The following is a 21871-nucleotide window of genomic DNA, read 5'->3' as shown; positions in this document are numbered from 1 at the left end:
AAGATTAAGCGGATTTAATCCAACCCTCCGACGCTTTTAACCCCGAACCCTTTTCTCTGTTTCAACGACAAACGCAATTCAGAGTTAAAGGAGAAAGTCATGGGATACGCACAAACAGTTACTCCGCAAAAGGGGCTCTTCTTCGGTCTGTTCTCGAATTACGCCGAAGCACGGGTCGAACATTTTCGCCGCGATATCTTTGCCAAATCCGTTCGGGCACTGGAAAACCTCAGTGATCGTCAATTGGCAGACATCGGCATCCCACGCAGTGAGATCAAGCAACGCGCCTATGAGAGCGTTTATCACAAGAAGCCTTACTCGGGCACCGCACACTGATCCACGGGCCGCGCCGAATATCGTAAAATACTTGGAGGAGAAAATGTTTGATTTTAACCCAAATCGCGACCAATCGATAAATGCCAGTTCCGTGTTGTTGTTCGACCGGGCGATGCGGTTGCAGGCGATCAGTTCCAGCATCGTACGCGCCGCACAAGATCTGAACCGCTTGAACGATTCCGAACTCGCCGAACTGGGCATCAACCGCAGTGATATCGAAACCGTAATCGATCGCTATATCTAACGGATCACCTAGCAAGACAAACCAAAAGCCATTCCGATATTTCGGGATGGCTTTTTTTAACCTTTAAGCGGCCCATTCTCGAACGGGCGGTGTCAGCCGTTCATTTCAACTGGTCTACGATCTGAAGATGCTGAGCCAGCGTGTCGATTTCGGCCATCCAGTCCTGTACCAGTTTCGGGTCACTGGGGGCGGCGTGGACGCCAGCTGGGATGGCGCGGTTCAGGACCGCCTCGACCGCAAGCGACACCGGGATCGACACCAGTCGCGCCATGGCGGTGCCACGCGCGTCACCCCAGGCGTCCATCACATAGGTCTTGTGCCAGATCGGGATGCCGTCTTTTTCCGCCTTCAGCCCGACGCACAGGACCACGCGGTCGGGTTCGCCCTTGTCATAGGCGTTTTCTTCCCAGAACTGGTCTGACATCTCTTTCAAGCGCGCGTCACCTTCGGGGCCGGACAGGGTTTCGATTTCGCGGAATACATCAGACCACGCATCGGCCCAGCCGTTCAGGCGCAGGGTGCCGCGGACAAATTCCTTGACCGGCCAGTGCTTTTCAAAGTGGTACTGCTCCATGAACGGGATCGAGTCGCGGTTGGGGTAGACCTCAAAGCTTTCGGGCGTCGGCAGCGGCGCGATATAGCTGGTGATTGCGTCCCAGGGACGGGCCACGTCCAGCGGAACATAGTCGCGGATCGACTTGGACGGCGAACGCAGCGCCTTGAGTACCCCCAGCGGCGACCAGCTGAATTTATAACGGAACGGGTTGGGATTCTTCGGAATTCCACCGCAATACGAAATGAAGCTCAGGTGGTTCTGGGCATCGAACGCATCCGAGGCGCGGTAGTCATCGACCAGTGAATGCGCCATCAGGTGGTCTATGCCTGGGTCCAGCCCGACTTCATTCACCAGTGCCACACCGGCTTCGCGGGCCTTGTCGTCCAGCGCACGCATCTCGGGCGCGATATAAGACGAGGAGACGAAATTGGCCTGTTTCGCGATGGCCAGTTCGGCCAGCGGCACGTGCCAGGCACCCGGCAGCATCGAGACGATCACGTCGCCTTTTTTCAGCACCGCACCCAGCGCATCGATGTCAAAGGCGTGGATGTCGTCGGTCAGGTCACCGACCTCGGCTTTGGCTTTTTCGATGGTCCGGTTCCAGACGGTGACCTTGTGCCCGCCTTCAATTAGGCGGCGCAGGCCGGGGATGGCCGACAGGCCGGTGCCACACCAATGAATCGTCATCGCTCAGAATCCTTCGATATGAGTGTTATAGGTCGCCGCCGCCCGGCCCCAGACACCGGAATCCAGATTGGTCAGGGTCAGCAGCGAAGGCAGCAATTGCGCGGCATAATCTTGCGAGCTTTCGACCGGCAGCATTGACGGAAGGTTGTCGATGGCCATCACGTCCATCACCGGATCAGTCGCCACACGCAGGGCAGGAGCGTCCCAGGTGGTGGCACGGTCATAAACGGGCACCGGGTTGTAATCGCTGTCGGGGTCGCAGGCCACATCGCCTATGGCGGTCAGCTTGCGCGGCGCGGTCAAAGCCTCACGCGGTACAAAGACCGGGGTGCCGGGGCGTGCAAAGATGCAGTTCAGGAACAGATTGTGGTCAAGGATTTCCGGGAACGGTCCGCCACTAGACGTTTCGGCCATGTCCCATTTGGTAACGCTGACCCCCATGGCCTCGCATAAGTCTGCAGCCCCGGTGCCCACTCGGCCCAGAGCGCCAATGACAATGGCGCGGGGGCGAGTTGCGCCCGTTGCATCCAACTCAGTCAGCAACTCCGCGTTCAGCGCGTCTTTGCTGGCATACACACCGACCGGCGGGCATTGCTGACCAAGTTGCTGCGCTGCCCAGGTCTTGAGCGTCACAGCAGCGCCCGCATATCCAGCCCAATAGCCGAAGGCGGCGACGCGGCGGCCGGCTTCGTCCACCAGATATTCCAGATCATAGAGCGTTCCGCCGCCGGCCTTGAACCGCGCAAGCAGAGCACGGCCTGAATGCTGACCCTTGTAGGCGTGGCCGAACATGATGTGGCGGTGGGGCAGGGGCGTACCATCTTCGGGCAGTTCCTTGAGACCGAAGATAATCGCGTCCAGCGGTGCCCGGGGCCAGGAGTTTTCGGGCGCGATCTCGCATCCGACCTCTCTGTAACCATCAATCGGGATTGCGCGCACGGAACTTTCCTCAACCGTCACGCGGATGCCGGCTGCGATCAGATCAGCGGCGCCTTCGGGGGTCAGCCCGACCCGTTCCTCATTCGGGCGCTGTTCTGCCCGGACCCAAAGATGTGTCATGCGTTATCCTTTTGTCAGAGCATTCCGGCGGCGCGCACCGCCTGAACCGAAGAACGTGCCTCCATCGCCGCGCGGAAGGTCAGAATTTTGGGAAAGGCCGAGACGTCGACGCCGTCGACTTCCAGCCAACTGCAAACCACATAGAGATAAGCATCTGCCAGCGAGACGGCCTCGCCCAATACAAACGGCCCGCGCAACCCGTTGGAGGAGATATAGTCGCAGGACGCGGTCATCGTCTGTGGAACCTTGTCCGTCATGTCTTTCCAGCTGGATTTCTTGTCGGCCCAGCGGGCGCCGCGCAATTTGTGCGCGTGGTTCACATGCATGGTCGAGGCCAGGTAATACATCACCTCGCGCATCCGGGCGGCCATGACCGGATCTTTGGGCACCAATTCGGCTTCGGGCGCCTTGGCCGCGATATATTCCAGCAGAGCGCCGGTTTCGGTCAGGATACCGCCATCGACCACCAGTGCCGGAACCCGGCCCTTGGGATTGATTTGTTTATAAGCTGGTTTCGTTTGTTCTCCCCCAGCGAAATCCAGTTGGATCGCTTCATACTCTAGCCCGGCCTCTTCCAACGCAATGGCAACAGCGACCGAGATTGTGCGGGGGGCATAGTATAGCTGCATCATAATGGCCTCCGAGGTCAAAGGTGGGTTTGCGCGTATTGCCTGTCGGGCGAGTCCAGGTGCGGCACCGCATTGAACAGAACCGGGCTTAGCTGCGCGCCGATCGGGTGCAGGCGATGCAGCGACGTGTTCATGATGGCCAGCGCCACCCGTGCCATCGCCGGGATATCCAGATCCATCGCTTGCCGTACCACCATCGAAATCAACCCGCCCGAGGTCACAACGATGGCCGGCCCGCCCTCGGTTCCAATCTCGCGCAAAGCGTCCGAGACACGGGTTTCGAACTCGGCAAAGGTTTCGGGCGTATCCGTGATCTCACCCCGGGCCCAGGCGGCAAAGGTTCGGGGCAGATGTTCGACAAAGCCCTCTCGGTCGGTGGGGATCGCCACGCCGTGCTGCTGTTCATATAGCTGCGCGATGGTGAAATACTCGATCTCATTCAGGCGTGCGTCCCGGATTGGGTCAGGCAAGCCCATGCTGGCCGCAGTTTCCACATGTCGCTGCAACGTGCCGCAATAGACCCGCGGGTAATTGGCGCGTGTATCCTGCAGGTGCGCCCCAAGCCAGCGGGCCTGCTGATGACCCAGATCGCTGAGCCTGTCATAGCTTTCTTCATCCCGTGCGGTGGTGTTGGCCTGTCCGTGACGCACCAGTGTAATATGTGACATTGCAATTCCTCTTGGGCGAAGTCTTAGGGCAGGATTTGGATAGGGGCCAGAGGCGTTTGTCAGGGGGCGGGCAAAAACCGACCTTCGTCAAAGGTTTTGCGTGTTCGTTTTCAGACCCGCGATATCGCGATGTGATCGTTGCCCAACGGAAAATAGTTTCCTATACGATACAAAGCTGCTGCATGCGGCTGTATACGCTTTGTATCGGCAATCATGGCAAATCCTGTTGACTCGCAATAGCGTCCCGGGAACCTTGGTGTTGATTGTAAAAGGGTTGCCATTGCAGACCGCACGGTGATCTTTCAAAACGGCATTCGAAAGGCCCGGATTATGAGCACCGAACCGAAACGCACTCCTCTCTACGATCTCCATGTTGAGTTGGGAGGCAAGCTGGTTGATTTTGCGGGTTGGGAGATGCCTGTTCAGTATCCGCTGGGGATTATGGGAGAGCATAAGCAGTGTCGTGAGAAGGCGGCGGTGTTTGATGTGTCGCATATGGGTCAGGTGATCCTGCGCGGTGAGGATGTAGGCGCGAAGCTTGAGGCGATCTGTCCGCAGGCTTATGCGACGCTGAAGGAAGGCAAAGCCCGCTACGGGTTCTTCACGAACGAAGACGGCGGGATCATGGATGATCTGATCGTGTCGAATGCGGGGGATCATTTCTTTGTGGTGGTGAACGCGGCGCTGCGGCATCAGGACATTCCGCATATGAAAGCGAACCTTGAAGGCGTTGAAGTGACCGAGATCTTCGACCGCGCGCTGGTGGCGGTTCAGGGCCCCAAGGCCGAAGATGTCGTGGGCGAACTGTGCCCGGCGGCGCGGGACCTGAAGTTCATGGAAACCACCGTCGCCGATATCAACGGTGTCGAATGCCGCATCTCGCGGCTGGGCTATACCGGCGAGGACGGATACGAGATCTCGATCCCCGAGGACAAGGCGATCGAGGTCACCAAGGCCTTTCTGGCGCATGAGGATTGCGAACCTGCCGGTCTGGGCGCGCGCGACAGCCTGCGGCTGGAGGCGGGTCTGTGCCTCTATGGCAATGACATCGACCAGACGACCTCGCCGATTGAGGCGTCCCTTGGCTGGGCCATTCAAAAGCGCCGCAAGGAAGAAGGCGGTTTTCCGGGTGCGGACCGCGTACAAAAGGAACTGGCCGAGGGTCCTGCGCGCAAGCTGGTGGGCATCAAGCCCGACGGTCGCGCGCCCGCGCGTCAGGGCGTCGAAGTCCAATGTGCCGAGGGCAATACCATCGGCCAGATCACCTCGGGCAGCTTTGGCCCCACGGTCGGCGGTCCCGTTGCGATGGGCTATGTGAGCAAGGGTCATGGCGAGCCGGGCGAGAAGGTCAATCTGATCATCCGGGGCAAGGCGCAACCGGCGCAGATCGTGGCGCTGCCCTTCGTCAAACAGAATTACAAGCGTTGAAGTCAGGAGAGAGAGACATGGCAACCTATTATTCCGAAGAGCATGAATGGCTGACCGTCGAAGGGGACACGGCCACTCTGGGCATCACCAAACACGCGGCTGAGCAGCTGGGCGAAGTGGTCTTCGTCGAGCAGCAGGAAGCGGGCGACGAGTTCGAAAAAGGCGGCGAGATCGGCGTGATCGAATCCGTCAAGGCCGCGTCCGAGCTTTATGCGCCGGTCGATGGCGAGATCACCGAGGTCAACGAGGCGCTGGCCGACAACCCCGGCGCGCTGAACGAAGACCCCGAGGGCGAGGCCTGGATCTACAAGATCAAGATCGCGGATGCCGCGCAGCTTGAGGATCTGATGGACGAAGCCGGCTACAAGTCCTTCATCGGGTAAATCTATGTCGGAGCCCTGTCCCTGGGGCTCCGCCCGTTCGGGCCTGAATCTGTCCACCGGACAGATTCCGGGACGGCCCTCACTCTCCGCCGGAGGCTCCCGCAGTCTCCGCCGGACCTGACCTTTTCGACAGGAGCGCTGCAATGGCCTTCAAACTGACCGATTACGAAGCCTATGACTTCGCCAACCGCCGCCACATCGGCCCGTCGCCCACCGAGATGCGCGACATGCTCAAGGTGATCGGCTTCAAGACGCTGGACCAGCTGATCGACGCCACGGTGCCGCCTGCGATCCGGCAGAAAGAGCCGCTGGACTGGGGTCCGGCGATGACGGAACGCGATGCGCTCTTTCACATGAAAGAGGTGGCGAGCAAGAACAAGGTTCTGACCTCGCTGATCGGTCAGGGCTATTATGGCACCACCACGCCGGCACCGATCCTGCGCAACATCCTGGAAAACCCGGCCTGGTACACCGCCTATACGCCGTATCAGCCCGAGATCAGCCAGGGCCGTCTTGAGGCGCTGTTGAACTTCCAGACCATGGTCAGCGATCTGACCGGGCTGGACGTGGCCAACGCCTCGCTGCTGGACGAAGCCACAGCCGCTGCCGAAGCGATGGCGATGGCCAAGCGCGGCGGTCGCTCCAAGGCCAACAACGCGGCCTTCTTTGTCGACCGCAACTGCCACCCGCAGACCATCGCGGTGATCAAAACCCGGGCTGAGCCGCTGGGCATCGACGTGCAGGTCGGCGACCCCGATGCGCTGGATGCAGGTGCCGTCTTTGGCGCGATCTTCCAGTATCCCGGCACCCACGGCCATGTGCGCGACTTCACCGCCGAGATTGCGGCGCTGCACGAACACAAGGCGATTGCCATCGTCGCCGCCGACATCCTGTCGCTGGCGCTGCTGAAGTCACCGGGCGAGATGGGCGCGGATATCGCCATTGGCTCGACCCAGCGCTTTGGCGTGCCAATGGGCTATGGTGGCCCGCACGCCGCTTATATGGCGACCACCGACAAGCTGAAGCGGTCGATGCCCGGACGGATCATCGGTGTCAGCATCGACAGCCGCGGCAACAAGGCCTACCGCCTGTCGCTGCAAACCCGCGAGCAACACATTCGCCGCGAGAAAGCCAACTCGAACGTCTGCACAGCGCAGGCGCTGCTGGCGGTCATCGCCTCGATGTATGCCGTGTACCACGGCCCCGACGGCATCAAGGCCATCGCGCAATCGGTGCATCGCAAGACCTCGCGCATGGCTGCCGGTCTGGAAGAGGCGGGCTTTGCCGTGGAACCGGAAGTGTTCTTCGACACCATCACGGTTGAGGTCGGCCACCTGCAGAACGTCGTGATGGAGGCCGCCGTGGCCCGTGGCGTCAACCTGCGCAAGGTCGGTGATACCAAGGTGGGCATCAGCCTGGACGAACAGACCCGCCCCGAGACCATCGAGGCCGTCTGGGGCGCCTTCGGTATCGACCGCAAGGATGACAGCTCGAACGTGGCCTACCGCCTGCCGGATTACGCGCTGCGCGAAAGCGCCTATCTGACTCACCCGATCTTCCACCAGAACCGGGCCGAGGCCGAGATCACGCGCTATATGCGCCGTCTGGCCGACCGCGACCTGGCGCTGGACCGGGCGATGATCCCGCTGGGGTCCTGCACCATGAAGCTGAACGCCACGATCGAGATGATCCCGGTCACCTGGCCCGAGTTCGGTAACCTGCACCCGTTCTGCCCCGAAGATCAGGCGCAGGGCTATCACGAGATGATTGCGGATCTGAACGACAAGCTGTGCCAGATCACCGGCTATGACGCGATCTCCCAGCAGCCCAACTCGGGCGCGCAGGGCGAATATGCGGGCCTGCTGACCATCCGCAACTATCATGCATCGCGGGGTGAGGCGCACCGCAATGTCTGCCTGATCCCGACCTCGGCGCATGGCACCAATCCGGCCTCGGCGCAGATGGTGGGCTATCAGGTTGTGCCGGTGCAGGCGGATGAGAACGGCAACATCGATCTCGCCGATTTCCGCGCCAAGGCGGAAAAGCACAGCGATCATCTGGCTGCCTGCATGATCACCTATCCGTCCACCCATGGCGTGTTCGAGACCACCGTGCAGGAGGTCTGCCAGATCACCCATGATCACGGCGGTCAGGTCTATATCGACGGTGCCAACATGAACGCCATGGTCGGCCTGTCGCGTCCCGGTGACATTGGCGGCGACGTCAGCCACCTGAACCTGCACAAGACCTTCTGCATCCCGCATGGCGGCGGCGGCCCGGCATGGGTCCGATCGGCGTCAAGGCGCATCTGGAAGAGCATCTGCCCGGCCACCCGGAATACGGCAGTGCCATCGGCCCGGTCTCGGCCGCGCCCTTCGGCTCGCCGTCCATTCTGCCGGTCAGCTGGGCCTATGTGCTGCTGATGGGTGGCGCGGGTCTGACCCAGGCCACGAAAGTGGCGATCCTGAACGCCAACTACATCGCCGCGCGTCTGAGCGAGGCCTATCCGATCCTCTACACCTCGGAAACGGGCCGGGTGGCGCATGAATGCATCCTCGACACCCGTCCCTTGGACGAGGCGGCCCATGTCAGCGTCGACGACATCGCCAAGCGTCTGGTCGATTCAGGCTTCCACGCGCCCACCATGTCCTGGCCGGTGGCCGGCACCCTGATGGTCGAGCCCACGGAATCGGAACCCATGGCGGAACTCGACCGCTTCTGCGACGCCATGCTGTCCATCCGGGCCGAGGCACAGGACATCATCGACGGCAAGATCGACGCGGACAACAACCCGCTAAAAAACGCCCCCCACACGGTGCGCGATCTGGTCGGCGACTGGGATCGCCCCTACACCCGAGAACAGGCCTGCTTCCCGCCGGGCTCCATGGGCGTCGACAAATACTGGTCCCCCGTCAACCGCGTCGATAACGCATATGGCGACAGAAACCTCGTCTGCACATGCCCACCAATGGACGCATACGAAGAAGCCGCAGAATAAACACAAAACACAAAACCCCGCCGGAATACCGGCGGGGTTTTTCGCCAATAGGAAACCTGTGTTCCAAATTGCGCACCCACCCTATGTCGTTTTCTGCGGGTGAACGGTCTTTTTTGCTTGCTGGATCTGCGAAGGCCTCATACCCCTGTCCGTGGGACACCCCTCCCCAACGAGGGGCGTGTATCTGGAAGGGTAATACACATGACCATCGAACAACCGGCAACGCGGCCGGCGAATCCGCGTTTTTCCTCGGGCCCCTGCGCCAAACCCCCCACATTTGATCTGTCCAAACTGGCCGATGCCGCGCTGGGTCGGTCGCACCGTGCAGCCGTTGGCAAGGACAAGCTGAAGGCGGCCATTGAAGGCACGCGCGAGGTGCTGGGCATTCCGGCAGATTACAAGATCGGCATCGTTCCCGCCTCGGACACCGGCGCGGTTGAGATGGCGCTGTGGTCGCTGCTTGGCGAACGCAAGGTCGAGATGCTGGCGTGGGAGAGTTTTGGCGCGGGCTGGGTGACCGATGTGGTCAAACAGCTGAAGATTGATGCTGAGGTGAAAACCGCGGATTACGGGCAGATCGTTGATCTGGCGTCCGTGGATTTTGCAAATGACGTTGTGTTTACATGGAACGGCACCACCTCGGGCGTGCGGGTTCCCAATGGCGACTGGATCGCGGATGACCGTCAGGGCTTGACGATCTGCGACGCGACCAGTGCGGCTTTTGCGATGGATCTGCCGTGGGACAAGCTGGATGTCACCACCTTCAGTTGGCAAAAAGTGTTGGGCGGAGAGGCTGCACATGGGATGCTGATTCTTTCGCCCCGCGCGGTGGAGCGGCTTGAAAGCTATACCCCCGCATGGCCGCTGCCGAAGATTTTCCGCCTGACCAAAGGGGGTAGGTTGATCGAAGGTATCTTTGCCGGAGCCACGATCAACACGCCTTCGATGCTGGCTGTCGAAGATTATTTGTTCGCACTGGACTGGGCGCGGTCGGTCGGTGGCCTGCAGGGTTTGATCGCCCGCGCGGATGCCAATGCCGGTGCGGTGCATGCTTTCTGCGCGCAGAATGACTGGATCTCTAATCTGACCGCGGATGCCGCGACGCAGTCGAACACTTCGGTTTGCCTGAAGTTCACCGATGACCGCATTCAAGATGGCGCAGTCTTTGCCAAAGCCGTGGCGAAACGGTTGGAGGTCGAGAATATCGCGCTGGATATCGGCGCCTATCGCGACGCGCCTGCGGGCCTGCGCATCTGGTGTGGCGGTACGGTCGAAACCTCGGATATCGAGGCGATGCTGCCCTGGCTGGCTTGGGCTTTTGAGGCTGAGATCGCGGCGCAAACCGAAGCCGCCTGACCTTTTTCACCGGGCCCCATCAGGCCCGGACCTTCCCTACAATTCAAGGACCAGAGATATGGCCCCCAAAGTACTCGTATCTGACAAGCTCAGCGAAACCGCCGTTCAAATCTTCCGGGATCGCGGCATCGATGTGGATTTCATGCCCGATCTTGGCAAGGACAAAGACAAGCTGGCCGAGGTGATCGGTCAGTATGACGGTCTTGCCATCCGTTCGGCCACCAAGGTCACGCCGACCCTGCTTGAAAAGGCTGACAACCTGAAAGTCATTGGCCGCGCTGGCATCGGCACGGACAATGTGGACAAAGAGGCTGCCTCGAAAAAAGGCGTGATCGTGATGAACACGCCCTTTGGCAACATGATCACCACGGCCGAGCACGCGATTGCGATGATGTTCGCTGTGGCGCGGCAAATCCCCGAGGCCAGCACCTCGACCCATGCGGGCAAGTGGGAAAAGTCCAAGTTCATGGGAATCGAGCTGACCAACAAGACCCTTGGCGTCATCGGCGCGGGCAACATTGGTGGTATCGTCTGCGAACGCGCCTTGGGTCTGAAGATGAAGGTCATCGCCTATGATCCCTATCTGGGCGAAGAGAAAGCCGCCAAGATGGGCGTGGAAAAGGTCGAACTGGACGAACTGCTGTCACGCGCTGATTTCATCACCCTGCACGTGCCGCTGACCGACCAGACCCGTAACATCCTGAGCCGCGAAAACCTGGCCAAGACCAAGCCGGGCGTGCGCATCGTCAACTGTGCCCGTGGTGGTCTGGTCGACGAAGAGGCGCTGGCCGAACTGCTGCAATCCGGTCACATTGCTGGCGCCGCCTTTGATGTGTTCAGCGAAGAGCCCGCCAAGGAAAACGCCCTGTTCAACCTGCCCAACGTCGTCTGCACGCCGCATCTGGGTGCGGCCACGACCGAGGCGCAGGAAAACGTGGCGCTGCAGGTGGCCGAGCAGATCTCGAACTATCTGCTGACAGGAGCGGTGGAAAACGCGCTGAACATGCCCAGCGTCACCGCCGAAGAAGCCAAGATCATGGGGCCGTGGATCAAGCTGGCCGGTCACTTGGGCAGCTTCATCGGTCAAATGACAGATGAGCCGATCAAGGCGATTAACATCCTCTATGACGGTGTCGCCTCCGAGATGAACCTGGCGGCCCTGAACTGCTCGGTCGTGGCGGGGATCATGAAGAAGTTCAACCCCGAGGTGAACATGGTCTCGGCTCCGGTCGTCGCCAAAGAGCGTGGCATTCAGATCTCGACCACCAACCAGGACAAGTCCGGTGCGTTCGAAGGCTATATCAAAGTGACCGTGGTGACCGAAAAGCGCGAACGCTCGATCGGGGGCACGGTCTTCAGCGACGGCAAGCCACGTTTCATCCAGATCAAGGGTATCAATATCGAGGCCGAGGTGGGTGCGCACATGCTCTACACCACCAACGAGGACGTGCCGGGCATCATCGGTGCACTGGGTCAGACCATGGGTGACAATGACGTCAACATCGCCAACTTTACCCTTGGCCGGGCGGAAGCAGGCGGCGAAGCCATTGCGTTGCTTTACGTGGACGAGCCGGTTCCGGCCGAGGCGCGCGCCAAGCTGGCGGAAACCGGTCTGTTCACCCAGATCAAACCGCTGGAGTTCGACGTCGCCTAAGCAGTGTTGAATTTCTGGAACAATTCTTGCCCGCGCCCCTCAAGGCGCGGGTATTTTCTTTTCCTGACAAGCATTTCGCGCCAAAAGCCAGGTACGCGTTTATCCGAGGGATTTTCATGACATCCGCCATCTACGCCATCGGCGATATCCACGGGCAGTTAGAGATGCTGGAAAATGCGCTGTACCTTATCGAACAGGACGGTGGGCGGGATGCGCGGATCGTGTTTTTGGGCGACTATGTAGATCGTGGGCCGGATTGTCGTGGCGTTCTGGACCTTTTGGTCGCTGGGCAAAAGGTCGGACGGAACTGGGTTTTTCTGTTGGGCAATCATGACCGGATGTTCGCCAGATTCATGCACGATGGTTCGACCGCCGAGGCCAAATTGCGGATCGGCGAACACTGGCTGCATGCGCGTTTGGGCGGGACCGAGACGTTGGCGTCGTACGGTGTGACGTACACCGAAGAAGAACGCGTTTACAAAATTCTCGACCGCGCAAGGGCAGCGGTGCCGTCGGACCATGTCGACTTTCTGAACCGGCTGGTGACGTACCATCACCAGGATGAGGTTCTGTTCGTCCATGCCGGGATTCGCCCCGGTGTATCGCTGGCCGATCAGACCGAGGAAGACCTAATCTGGATACGGGGCGAGTTTCTGGATGATCCGCGACCGCACCCGTGGCTGGTGGTCCATGGGCACACACCTTCGGAACAGGCTGAGCATCGCGGTAACCGGATCAATCTGGACGGAGGTGCCGGGATGGGGCGACCATTGGTTCCGGCGGTGTTTGAGGGCCGGGATTGCTGGCTGCTCACCAACGATGGCCGTGTGCCGCTGATCCCTTAACCCTTGGTGAACAGGTCCTTGTAGTCCTCACGCAGGAAATTCTTTTGCACCTTGCCCATCGTGTTGCGCGGCAACTCTTCCAGCACGATCAGTTTGCGCGGGTGTTTGAACCGGGCCAGCGAGTTCTGCACGTTGGCCAGAATGGCCTCGGGGTCCAGTGTCTGTCCCGGCTCGGGCACCAGAATGCCGACCGGTGTTTCGCCGAAATCCGGGTGCGGCACGCCGATCACGGCGCTTTCCAACACGCCCGGCTGGTCATCCAGAACCAGCTCAACCTCTTTGGGGTAAATGTTGTACCCGCCCGAGATGATCAGGTCCTTGCCGCGCCCGACGATGTGAACATACCCGTCCGCATCCAAACGCCCCAGATCGCCGGTGATGAAAAACCCGTCTTCGCGCAGCTCGGCGGCGGTTTTCTCGGGCATTTGCCAATAGCCCTGAAACACGTTGGGGCCGCGCACCTCAAGCATGCCGATTTCACCCTGCGGCAAGTCTGTGCCGGTTTCAGGGTCGGTCACCTTCAGTTCGACGCCGGGCAGGGGAAAGCCCACCGTGCCCGGGCGACGTTCGCCGTCATGGGGGTTCGAAGTGCTCATGTTGGTCTCGGTCATGCCGTACCTCTCAAGGATACGGTGGCCAGTGCGCGCCTCGAACCGCTCATGGGTCTCTGCCAGTAACGGCGCCGAGCCCGAGATGAACAAACGCATGTGCCGGGTCAGATCGCCGGTGAACCTCTCATCGCCCAGTAAGCGGGTGTAAAAGGTCGGAACCCCCATCATCGTTGTGGCCTGCGGCATCAGCCGCAACATGTCTTCAAGATCGAATTTCGGCAAAAAGATCATAGACCCGCCCGCGGACAGCGCCACATTCGTCGCCACGAACAGCCCGTGCGTGTGAAAGATCGGCAGCGCATGCAGCAGCACGTCATCCGCCGTGAACCGCCACTCCTGCACTAGCGTTTCAGCGTTTGACAGCAGATTGGCCTGCGTCAGCATCGCGCCCTTCGATCGTCCGGTTGTGCCCGAAGTATAAAGGAATGCGGCCAGATCATCCTCGGACCGCTGGACCGGCTCAAACGCGGGCAACATCCCCAACGCCCGCCGCATAAGGCTTCCCGAACCATCGGCGTTGAGCGTCTCTAACCGGGCGTCTTGGGCGGCGGCGATAGGGGCCAGCCCCTGTTCTTTTGCGGCGTCACAGACAACCAGTTTCGCACCGCTGTTTTCGATGAAATATTGTAACTCGGCCGTGGTGTATCCGGTATTCAGCGGCAGAAAAATCAATCCGGTCTGCACGCAGGCAGCATAGAGCGCCAGCGCCTGGGGCGATTTTTCAACCTGTACGGCCACGCGTTCACCGGGCTCAAGTTCGTATCCGCTTAGGGTATTGGCGATCTGCGCGGCCATGTCCAGAAAATCGGCATGGGTCAGGATCTGACCATCAGGAAGGTGAAGAAACGGTGTGTGTTTGCCCGCGTGAATGCCAAACAGCCGTTCGTACAGCGGGTTACCCATTTCGTCTTTCCTTTGCGCCTGCTCAATCCTGGGTGAATCTGTATCGGATTGAGCAGAGGGTAAAGAGAAATCCGGGCGCGGTTTAGAATTGCGTGGTCATGCGATACCCGGCGGCAAAGAACATCTTGGCAAAGGTCACGGGCTGACCCTGCAACCAGGTGATGCGCTCTCCGGTAAAGACCGGTTCTCCTTCGGGGACGTCCAGAAACCCGGCGAGTGTTGTATCGGCACGGCTAGCCAGAAAACTCAGTTCGACATTGGTGAAGGGCAGGGTCTGGATCAGCCACTCATTCGGTCCGATCTGCGAGAAATCTGCCTGCTCCACCTGCGGGACCGAGGCCGTGACGATCCAGCGATCCTCAAACTGAAACGGCGTGTTGCCGTTGAAATGCATACAGCGAACATGCATCACGCTTTGCTCCTCAGACAGAGCCAATCGGGCGCTTAGCCATTCCGGAGCAGTCTCTAACTTAGAAGAAACCAGCGCATAGCGATATGTGCCGCCCATCGCCTCAACCTCGTCCCGGACCATGGGAATGGTGAAACGGGCCTGTCGCTGCGGTGCGCTCAACACCCGCGTACCAGCCTTGCGCCGGCGTTCCAGATAGCCCTCGTCAGCTAACTCCCGCAGGGCGCGGTTCACTGTTGTGCGGGTGCAGGAAAACTCGACCGCAAGATCCTGTTCGTTGGGCAACAGAGAGTCGGGCTGCCACTCGCCCGATCGGATGCGGGACAGAACGGTTTTCTTGATGTCTTTGTAGCTGGTGGTGTCACTGGATTGGGGCATGATGACCGTTCCTTTAGACCGAGGCCAGCAGGCCCGCAATCGCGGATCTATAGGCGGATATGATCTGATCACGTGCGACGTGGCGGCCCTGTTTCACCATGTGGCGTCCGGCAGACCACAAGTCAATTACCAGCCCATCAGGGGCGGCAAAACACAGTCCATCCAGCAATTGATCGTCCGTCAATGCGCAGAGCGTCGGGTGGGTCCGGTCAATGGCCAGCAGATCAGCTAACTTGCCCTCGGCAATCTCACCAGCGTTACGTCCAAGTGCTTGCGCACCACCTTGCGCGGCACCGGTATAAAGAGCGTGCCCGACCGAGCCTTCGCCCGGTACCAGGACCGCCCGCTGTTGATCACGCAGACGTTGGGAGTATTCCAGGGTGCGCAGTTCTTCGGGCAAGGAAATCCTAATATTAGAGTCTGATCCGACCCCGAATCGTCCATTTTCTGCGACGTAGGTCGCGCCGTTGAAAATACCATCGCCCAGATTGGCCTCGGTGATCGGGCACAGCCCCGCCACAGCACCGGACTGGGCCAGCGTGCGGGTTTCGGCATCGGTCATATGGGTGGCATGGATCAGACACCACCGCGCGTTCACGTCTGCATTGTCCAGCAGCCAGGCCACCGGACGCTGGCCCAACGCGGATTGTACGTCGGCGACTTCCTGAACCTGTTCGGCGATATGGATATGGACCGGACCCTTGGGTGTGTTTTGCAGCAGTTCGCGCAGGTCTGTCGGTGAAGTTGCGCGCAAGGAATGTGGCGCAACCCCCAATATAGAGTCAGTGCTTGGCAGTTTATTACGGCAATCATCCACCAAATTCAAAAACCGGGACACATCATTGCTGAACCGCAACTGCCCACCTGACAGCTTGTCCTGCGCAACGCCGCCATAGGTGTAGAGGACCGGTAAATGAGTCAGACCGATCCCTGACTGGTGTGCGGCGGAAAAGATACGCTGGCTTAGTTCCGAGAGTTGATCGTAGGCCGCGCCGCCGGGTTGGTGATGGACATAGTGGAATTCACCGACCGAGGCATACCCGGCCTCCTGCATCTCCATGAAAACCAGTGCGGCGATGGCTTCGATCTGGTCGGGCGTCAACCGATCCAGAAAGCGATACATCAGGTTGCGCCATGTCCAGAAACTCTCGCGTCCGGCCATGCGGGTTTCCGTCATGCCCGCCATGGCCCGTTGAAAGGCGTGGCTGTGCAGGTTTGCCAAAGCGGGCAAAAGAACGTCGACGCGTGTATCATCAGGCAGTGCCGACGCCTGGTACTGCACCCGGCTGATACTCCCATGGTCGATTTCTACTCGCACATCGTGAATCCAATCAGAGCCTAATAAAGCTGTCTTGGCATGAATCTGCATTTTGATTTCCATAATGTGTAGACTTCATATCTTTACACCTATACATAAAAATCAAACAAGAGGGGAGCCGAAAAGAATCGCCATGACCAGAAAAGCGGTCTTACTCAGCGCCAGGATGGCCACGATGTCAGAGGGGGGCACGCCCTATGGGCTGTGTCGGGATGCAGCGATCGCCGTTAACGGGGCAAAGATTGTCTGGGTCGGCGAACGCCAGGACTTGCCGCCGGAATATGTCGATTGGCCGGTCGAGGATTTCGGTGAACGGTTGATCACTCCGGCGCTGATCGACGCGCATACCCACGTGGTGTTTGGCGGAAACCGCGCAACTGAGTTCGAAATGCGGTTGAATGGCGCCTCATACGAGGACATCGCCCGTGCCGGGGGTGGTATCCTCTCCACGGTCAACGCCACGCGGTCCGCCAGTGCTGAGATGCTTTTGTCAGATGCTCTAACCCGCGTGGACGCCCTGATTGCCGAGGGTGTCAGCACCCTTGAGGTCAAGTCGGGCTATGGGTTGGATACCGAGACCGAATTGAAGATGCTGCGCGTTGCCCGCCGGATCGGTGAATCCCGCCCTATCCGCGTCAAATCCAGCTTTCTGGGCGCACATGCAGTGCCGCCGGAATATGCCGAATGCCCCGACGACTATATTCGCGAGGTCTGCATCCCAACCCTGCGCGCGGCCCATGCCGAGGGGCTGGTGGACGCGGTGGATGGGTTCTGCGAAGGAATCGCCTTTAACCCTGCACAAATCGCCCTGGTTTTTGATGTGGCGCAAGAGCTGGACCTGTCGGTGAAACTGCATGCCGAGCAGTTGTCCAATCTGGGCGGCGCGCAACTGGCGGCCTCTTACGGGGCTTTGTCGGCGGATCACATCGAATACCTGGATGCCAATGGTGTATCAGCCATGGCAAAAGCCGGAACCACGGCCGTGCTGTTGCCGGGCGCGTTTTACACACTGCGAGAAACGCAGATGCCACCCGTTGATCTGCTGCGCCAGCATCAAGTGCCAATGGCTTTGGCGACTGACTGCAATCCCGGTTCTTCGCCGCTGACCTCGCTGCTGCTGACCATGAACATGGGCTGCACACTGTTTCGTCTTACGCCTGAAGAGGCGCTGGCTGGTGTCACCCGCAACGCCGCGCGCGCGTTGGGGATCAACGATGCGGGCACTCTCGCGCCGGGGCATAGGGCGGATCTGGCGATCTGGAATGTCACTCATCCGGCGGAACTGGCCTATCGCGTTGGCTTCAACCCACTGCACAAACGCCTTTTCGGAGGGATCGAATGACGTCTCTGATTTTGCAGCCCGGTCAGGTTTCTTTGGCGCAACTGGCCGAGATCTATTGGGATCAAACGGCTGTTTCACTGGATTCTGACTGCAAGTCCGCAGTCGATGCAGCGGCGCAACGTATTCAGGCGGCGGCTCGGGGCAATGACCCCGTCTATGGCGTCAATACCGGTTTTGGGAAACTGGCCAGCCTCAAAATCGCGCCGCAGGACACCTCGACCCTGCAGCGCAACCTGATCCTCAGCCATTGTTGCGGTGTTGGTCCCGCCATACCGCAAAGGCTGACCCGGCTGATGATGACACTCAAGCTGTTGTCCTTCGGTCGCGGTGCATCGGGCGTGCGGTGGGAGCTGATCGAGCTGTTGCAGCAGATGCTGGCCCGCGGGGTCACTCCGGTGATCCCGGCACAGGGTTCGGTTGGGGCATCGGGCGACCTGGCGCCGTTGGCCCATATGACCGCAGTGGTCATTGGCGCGGGCGAGGCCGAGGTGAACGGCACTGTCCTGCCGGGGGCTGAAGCACTGAAAACAGTTGATTTAGAGCCTATTCAACTGGGTCCCAAGGAAGGACTGGCCTTTATCAACGGCACCCAGTTTTCAACCGCCTTTGCTTTGGCTGGGTTGTTCGAGGCTTGGCGCGCGGCGCAAAGCGCGTTGGTTGTTTCGGCCTTGTCGACCGATGCGATCATGGGGTCTACCGCACCCCTGCGGCCTGAAATTCACACTTTGCGCGGTCATCGTGGCCAGACCGAAGCCGCCAGCGCCATGCGCGCCGTGCTGGACGGGTCGGAAATTCGGGAAAGTCACCGTGAGGGCGACACCCGCGTTCAGGATCCTTATTGCGTTCGCTGTCAACCGCAGGTCACGGGCGCAGCAATGGATGTATTGCGGCAGGCCGCCGCCACGCTTGAGGTTGAGGCCAACGCAGCCACCGACAATCCGCTGGTTCTGGCCGACGGGATTGTCTCGGGCGGGAATTTCCATGCTGAACCTGTAGGGTTCGCCGCTGATATGATCGCGCTGGCCGTGTCCGAGATCGGTGCCATCGCGCAGCGTCGCATTGCCCTGATGGTGGATCCGACGCTCAGCTTTGATTTGCCGCCTTTCCTGACACCTGATCCGGGGTTGAATTCTGGCCTGATGATTGCGGAGGTCACCACCGCGGCATTGATGAGCGAGAACAAGCACCTCGCCAATCCCTGTGTCACCGACAGCACCCCCACCTCGGCCAACCAGGAGGATCATGTTTCGATGGCGGCCCATGGTGCGCGGCGCCTGATCCGAATGGTCGAGAATTTGAACTACATTCTGGGTGTGGAACTACTGTGTGCAGCTCAAGGGGTTGAATTTCGCGCGCCTCTGGTCACCAGCGGGCCTTTGCAGCAGGTCATTGCTCGGTTGCGGGCTGACATTCCGGCCCTGACCGAAGATCGTTATCTGGCCCCTGAGTTGGAGACCGCGAAACAACTGGTAGCCGGGGCGTCGATCCTACGGGCCGTTAGCACCCCAATGCCCGAGGTGGTGTGATGCAGGTGGTTAGCGTACAGCGCGGGGATGGCCCTATCGTCTTGGGACAACCGCATGGCGGGACCTATGTGCCGGATGACATTGCAGCTCGTCTCAATGGCACTGGGCGTGCATTGGCGGACACGGATTGGCACATAAACAGGCTCTATGAAAAGATTTTGAGTGGTGCGACGGTGGTTCAGTCGCATGTTCATCGCTATGTCATCGACGCCAATCGCGATCCCGACGGTGTTTCGCTTTACCCAGGGCAAAACACGACAACGCTGGTGCCATTGACCGATTTCGATGGGCAACCGATCTGGCGCGACGGGCAGGAACCGTCAGAGGATGAGATCGGTCAGAGGCGCGAAACCTTCCATGTACCCTATCATGCCGCGCTTGCCGAAGAGTTGGAGCGCGTGCGGGCAAAGCACGGCGTGGCTGTTCTGTTCGATTGCCACTCGATCCGCAGTCGCATTCCATTTCTGTTTGAAGGCATGTTGCCCGACATGAATATTGGGACGGATGGGGGTGTGACCTGTGCGTCAAAAATAGAGTCTATTGCGCATGAACATGCCACGTCATCGTCTTACAGCACCGTTCTGAACGGGCGGTTCCGGGGTGGCTGGACGACCCGCCACTATGGCCGTCCGGCCGACGGTCTGCACGCCATACAGATGGAACTGGCGCAATCCACTTACCTGACAGCCGAGGCCGCCCCGTGGAGTTATGACACTGCCAAGGCCGACCGCCTACGTCGTTGGCTGCGCGATATTCTGGAAGCCATCCAAGACACTGCATTGGAGACGATCCCATGACCGACCCTCGCAAGAACACGCGCGATATCTATCCGCCGACAGGCCCCGAGCTGAACGCCAAAAGCTGGCTGACTGAGGCCCCGCTGCGGATGTTGATGAACAATCTGCACCCGGACGTGGCCGAAAACCCGCATGAACTGGTGGTTTATGGCGGAATCGGCCGCGCGGCGCGGACTTGGCAGGATTTCGACACTATTGTTGCCGGTTTGAAGGATCTGGAAGAGGACGAGACCCTGATAGTCCAGTCCGGCAAACCCGTGGCGATCATCCGCACCCATAAGGACGCGCCGCGGGTGCTGATCGCCAATTCGAATCTCGTGCCCCATTGGGCGACCTGGGATCACTTCAACGAACTCGATAAGAAGGGCTTGATGATGTACGGCCAGATGACCGCTGGCTCGTGGATTTACATCGGCACGCAGGGCATCGTTCAGGGCACTTATGAGACCTTTGCCGAGGCCGGGCGCCAGCATTATGGCGGCGACCTGACCGGCAAGTGGATTCTGACCGGGGGCTTGGGCGGCATGGGGGGCGCGCAACCGCTGGCCGCCGTTTTTGCCGGTGCCTGCTGTTTGGCGGTCGAGTGTAACCCAGACAGTATCGATTTCCGCCTGCGCACCAAATACCTCGACGAAAAGGCCGAGACTCTGGACGAAGCGTTGGAGATGATCGACCGCTGGACCAAAGCGGGCGAGGCAAAATCCGTGGGCCTGTTGGGTAATGCGGCCGAGGTGTTCCCAGAAATCTTCAAAAGAGGGAACGAAGGCGTCCGCCCGTATCCCGATATCGTCACCGACCAGACCAGCGCCCATGATCCCATCAACGGCTACTTGCCAATTGGTTGGTCCATGGCGCAGTGGCGTGAAATGCGTGAAACAGACCCTAAAGCGGTTGAAAAGGCTGCGCGGGCGTCGATGAAACAACACGTCGCCGCGATGGTTGATTTTTGGAACGCGGGCGTGCCGACGCTGGATTACGGTAACAACATCCGGCAGGTGGCACAGGATGAGGGGTTGGAGAACGCTTTTGCCTTCCCCGGTTTCGTTCCCGCATATATCCGTCCGCTGTTTTGCAAAGGCATCGGTCCGTTCCGCTGGTGTGCGTTGTCAGGCGACCCCGAGGATATCTATAAAACCGACGCCAAGATGAAAGAGCTGTTCCCCGAGAACGAACATCTGCACCGCTGGCTCGACATGGCGCAGGAACGGATTGCGTTTCAGGGCCTGCCCGCGCGGATTTGCTGGATCGGGCTCGGCGACCGGCACCGCGCCGGGTTGGCGTTCAATGAGATGGTCGCCAATGGTGAGCTAAAAGCGCCGGTCGTGATCGGCCGGGATCACTTGGACAGCGGTTCCGTCGCTAGCCCGAACCGCGAGACCGAGGCGATGTTGGACGGGTCTGACGCCGTAAGCGATTGGCCGCTGCTGAATGCTCTGATCAACACCGCCAGCGGCGCGACATGGGTCTCGCTGCATCACGGTGGTGGGGTCGGCATGGGGTTCTCTCAACATGCGGGTGTGGTGATCTGTGCTGATGGTACCGAGGACGCGGCCCGACGGTTGGAACGGGTGCTGTGGAACGATCCGGCCTCGGGCGTGTGGCGGCATGCGGATGCGGGGTATGACATTGCAAAGGATTGCGCCCGCGCCCATGGGCTGCGATTGCCTGGCATTCTGGGGTAAACATATCAACTGTCTCTGGTGAATTGGCGGCCCCTGCGTTATGCGCGGGGGAGCCCGCAGGA

18 protein-coding genes and 1 pseudogene are annotated in these 21871 nt (G+C 59.9%); 12 read left to right on the top strand and 7 right to left on the bottom strand.

The window, feature by feature from the left end; all coding sequences use genetic code 11:
• The first annotated feature begins 99 nt into the window (after nt 1-99).
• Both ACR3EP_RS13085 and ACR3EP_RS13080 read left to right on the top strand, forming a co-directional pair.
• A complete protein-coding gene (locus ACR3EP_RS13085; protein ID WP_170349833.1) occupies nt 100-336 on the top strand; it encodes a DUF1127 domain-containing protein in 237 nt (78 codons plus the stop codon).
• 43 nt (nt 337-379) lie between these two features.
• Nucleotides 380-580 carry a DUF1127 domain-containing protein gene (locus ACR3EP_RS13080; RefSeq protein WP_170360670.1) on the top strand — a complete coding sequence of 67 codons (201 nt, stop codon included), beginning with the start codon at nt 380-382 and terminating at the stop codon, nt 578-580.
• A 100-nt stretch (nt 581-680) separates the two neighbouring features.
• On the opposite strand, the gene ACR3EP_RS13075 is transcribed toward ACR3EP_RS13080, so the two are convergent.
• From ACR3EP_RS13075 to ACR3EP_RS13060, 4 genes are read right to left on the bottom strand one after another with little or no spacing between them, the layout of a single operon-like run.
• Entirely contained in the window at nt 681-1823 is a 1143-nt protein-coding gene (locus tag ACR3EP_RS13075; RefSeq protein WP_480638213.1) for a saccharopine dehydrogenase family protein, read from the bottom strand.
• Nucleotides 1824-1826: 3 nt separating this feature from the next.
• Complete coding sequence (locus tag ACR3EP_RS13070) at nt 1827-2882, bottom strand: saccharopine dehydrogenase (protein WP_170549824.1); 1056 nt, start codon at nt 2880-2882, stop codon at nt 1827-1829.
• Between the two features lie 14 nt (nt 2883-2896).
• A complete protein-coding gene (locus ACR3EP_RS13065) occupies nt 2897-3511 on the bottom strand; it encodes a glutathione S-transferase family protein (RefSeq protein ID WP_480639026.1) in 615 nt (204 codons plus the stop codon).
• A 17-nt stretch (nt 3512-3528) separates the two neighbouring features.
• On the bottom strand, nt 3529-4179 hold the full coding sequence (locus ACR3EP_RS13060) for a histidine phosphatase family protein (protein WP_480638211.1): 651 nt from the start codon (nt 4177-4179) through the stop codon (nt 3529-3531).
• Nucleotides 4180-4509: 330 nt separating this feature from the next.
• On the opposite strand from ACR3EP_RS13060, the gene gcvT reads away from it, so the two are divergent.
• The 6 genes and pseudogenes from gcvT (at nt 4510) to ACR3EP_RS13030 (ending at nt 12843) form a co-directional block, all read left to right on the top strand.
• On the top strand, nt 4510-5607 hold the full coding sequence (gene gcvT / locus ACR3EP_RS13055) for a glycine cleavage system aminomethyltransferase GcvT (RefSeq protein ID WP_480638209.1): 1098 nt from the start codon (nt 4510-4512) through the stop codon (nt 5605-5607).
• A 17-nt stretch (nt 5608-5624) separates the two neighbouring features.
• Nucleotides 5625-5990: a glycine cleavage system protein GcvH gene (gene gcvH, locus ACR3EP_RS13050; RefSeq protein ID WP_170352139.1), complete on the top strand. Its 366-nt coding sequence runs from the start codon at nt 5625-5627 to the stop codon at nt 5988-5990.
• 143 nt (nt 5991-6133) lie between these two features.
• Nucleotides 6134-8988 (top strand): annotated as a pseudogene (gcvP, locus tag ACR3EP_RS13045) (aminomethyl-transferring glycine dehydrogenase).
• Between the two features lie 201 nt (nt 8989-9189).
• Entirely contained in the window at nt 9190-10344 is a 1155-nt protein-coding gene (locus tag ACR3EP_RS13040) for a phosphoserine transaminase (protein WP_480638207.1), read from the top strand.
• 58 nt (nt 10345-10402) lie between these two features.
• The gene (serA, locus tag ACR3EP_RS13035; protein ID WP_170378171.1) at nt 10403-11998 is read left to right on the top strand and encodes a phosphoglycerate dehydrogenase; all 1596 of its coding nucleotides are present in this window, start codon (nt 10403-10405) and stop codon (nt 11996-11998) included.
• Nucleotides 11999-12114: 116 nt separating this feature from the next.
• Nucleotides 12115-12843: a metallophosphoesterase family protein gene (locus ACR3EP_RS13030; protein WP_480638205.1), complete on the top strand. Its 729-nt coding sequence runs from the start codon at nt 12115-12117 to the stop codon at nt 12841-12843.
• Here ACR3EP_RS13030 and ACR3EP_RS13025 read toward each other — a convergent pair.
• From ACR3EP_RS13025 to ACR3EP_RS13015, 3 genes are all read right to left on the bottom strand, one after another.
• The gene (locus tag ACR3EP_RS13025; protein WP_170517131.1) at nt 12840-14357 is read right to left on the bottom strand and encodes a malonate--CoA ligase; all 1518 of its coding nucleotides are present in this window, start codon (nt 14355-14357) and stop codon (nt 12840-12842) included. The genes ACR3EP_RS13030 and ACR3EP_RS13025 overlap by 4 nt on opposite strands.
• 82 nt (nt 14358-14439) lie before the next feature.
• Nucleotides 14440-15144 carry a GntR family transcriptional regulator gene (locus ACR3EP_RS13020; protein ID WP_170378177.1) on the bottom strand — a complete coding sequence of 235 codons (705 nt, stop codon included), beginning with the start codon at nt 15142-15144 and terminating at the stop codon, nt 14440-14442.
• Between the two features lie 13 nt (nt 15145-15157).
• Complete coding sequence (locus ACR3EP_RS13015) at nt 15158-16513, bottom strand: formimidoylglutamate deiminase (RefSeq protein WP_480638202.1); 1356 nt, start codon at nt 16511-16513, stop codon at nt 15158-15160.
• Nucleotides 16514-16595: 82 nt separating this feature from the next.
• Here ACR3EP_RS13015 and hutI point away from each other — a divergent pair, with 82 nt between their 5' ends.
• The 4 genes from hutI to hutU are packed head-to-tail and all read left to right on the top strand — an operon-like array spanning nt 16596 to nt 21809.
• Entirely contained in the window at nt 16596-17804 is a 1209-nt protein-coding gene (hutI, locus tag ACR3EP_RS13010; protein WP_480638200.1) for an imidazolonepropionase, read from the top strand.
• Nucleotides 17801-19330 carry a histidine ammonia-lyase gene (gene hutH, locus ACR3EP_RS13005; RefSeq protein ID WP_480638198.1) on the top strand — a complete coding sequence of 510 codons (1530 nt, stop codon included), beginning with the start codon at nt 17801-17803 and terminating at the stop codon, nt 19328-19330. The genes hutI and hutH overlap by 4 nt, the downstream gene beginning before the upstream one ends.
• Nucleotides 19330-20127, top strand: a complete 798-nt coding sequence (gene hutG / locus ACR3EP_RS13000; protein ID WP_480638197.1) for an N-formylglutamate deformylase — start codon at nt 19330-19332, stop codon at nt 20125-20127. The genes hutH and hutG overlap by 1 nt, the downstream gene beginning before the upstream one ends.
• Complete coding sequence (gene hutU, locus ACR3EP_RS12995) at nt 20124-21809, top strand: urocanate hydratase (RefSeq protein WP_480638195.1); 1686 nt, start codon at nt 20124-20126, stop codon at nt 21807-21809. Before hutG ends, hutU begins: the two co-directional genes overlap by 4 nt.
• Nucleotides 21810-21871 lie beyond the last annotated feature (62 nt).

The sequence above is a fragment of the Ruegeria sp. BB10 genome (assembly GCF_056535725.1).
This window is presented reverse-complemented; position numbering and strand designations above follow the sequence as displayed.

Excerpts from the sequence above, each read along its gene's own strand:
- hutU (WP_480638195.1), top strand. The coding sequence starts at position 20,124 with ATGACCGACCCTCGCAAGAACACGCGCGATATCTATCCGCCGACAGGC.
- ACR3EP_RS13040 (WP_480638207.1), top strand. The coding sequence starts at position 9,190 with ATGACCATCGAACAACCGGCAACGCGGCCGGCGAATCCGCGTTTTTCC.
- gcvH (WP_170352139.1), top strand. The coding sequence starts at position 5,625 with ATGGCAACCTATTATTCCGAAGAGCATGAATGGCTGACCGTCGAAGGG.
- ACR3EP_RS13060 (WP_480638211.1), bottom strand. The coding sequence starts at position 4,179 with ATGTCACATATTACACTGGTGCGTCACGGACAGGCCAACACCACCGCA.
- ACR3EP_RS13075 (WP_480638213.1), bottom strand. The coding sequence starts at position 1,823 with ATGACGATTCATTGGTGTGGCACCGGCCTGTCGGCCATCCCCGGCCTG.
- hutH (WP_480638198.1), top strand. The coding sequence starts at position 17,801 with ATGACGTCTCTGATTTTGCAGCCCGGTCAGGTTTCTTTGGCGCAACTG.
- ACR3EP_RS13080 (WP_170360670.1), top strand. The coding sequence starts at position 380 with ATGTTTGATTTTAACCCAAATCGCGACCAATCGATAAATGCCAGTTCC.
- ACR3EP_RS13085 (WP_170349833.1), top strand. The coding sequence starts at position 100 with ATGGGATACGCACAAACAGTTACTCCGCAAAAGGGGCTCTTCTTCGGT.
- hutG (WP_480638197.1), top strand. The coding sequence starts at position 19,330 with ATGCAGGTGGTTAGCGTACAGCGCGGGGATGGCCCTATCGTCTTGGGA.
- serA (WP_170378171.1), top strand. The coding sequence starts at position 10,403 with ATGGCCCCCAAAGTACTCGTATCTGACAAGCTCAGCGAAACCGCCGTT.
- gcvT (WP_480638209.1), top strand. The coding sequence starts at position 4,510 with ATGAGCACCGAACCGAAACGCACTCCTCTCTACGATCTCCATGTTGAG.
- ACR3EP_RS13025 (WP_170517131.1), bottom strand. The coding sequence starts at position 14,357 with ATGGGTAACCCGCTGTACGAACGGCTGTTTGGCATTCACGCGGGCAAA.
- hutI (WP_480638200.1), top strand. The coding sequence starts at position 16,596 with ATGACCAGAAAAGCGGTCTTACTCAGCGCCAGGATGGCCACGATGTCA.
- ACR3EP_RS13065 (WP_480639026.1), bottom strand. The coding sequence starts at position 3,511 with ATGCAGCTATACTATGCCCCCCGCACAATCTCGGTCGCTGTTGCCATT.
- ACR3EP_RS13020 (WP_170378177.1), bottom strand. The coding sequence starts at position 15,144 with ATGCCCCAATCCAGTGACACCACCAGCTACAAAGACATCAAGAAAACC.
- ACR3EP_RS13070 (WP_170549824.1), bottom strand. The coding sequence starts at position 2,882 with ATGACACATCTTTGGGTCCGGGCAGAACAGCGCCCGAATGAGGAACGG.
- ACR3EP_RS13030 (WP_480638205.1), top strand. The coding sequence starts at position 12,115 with ATGACATCCGCCATCTACGCCATCGGCGATATCCACGGGCAGTTAGAG.
- ACR3EP_RS13015 (WP_480638202.1), bottom strand. The coding sequence starts at position 16,513 with ATGCAGATTCATGCCAAGACAGCTTTATTAGGCTCTGATTGGATTCAC.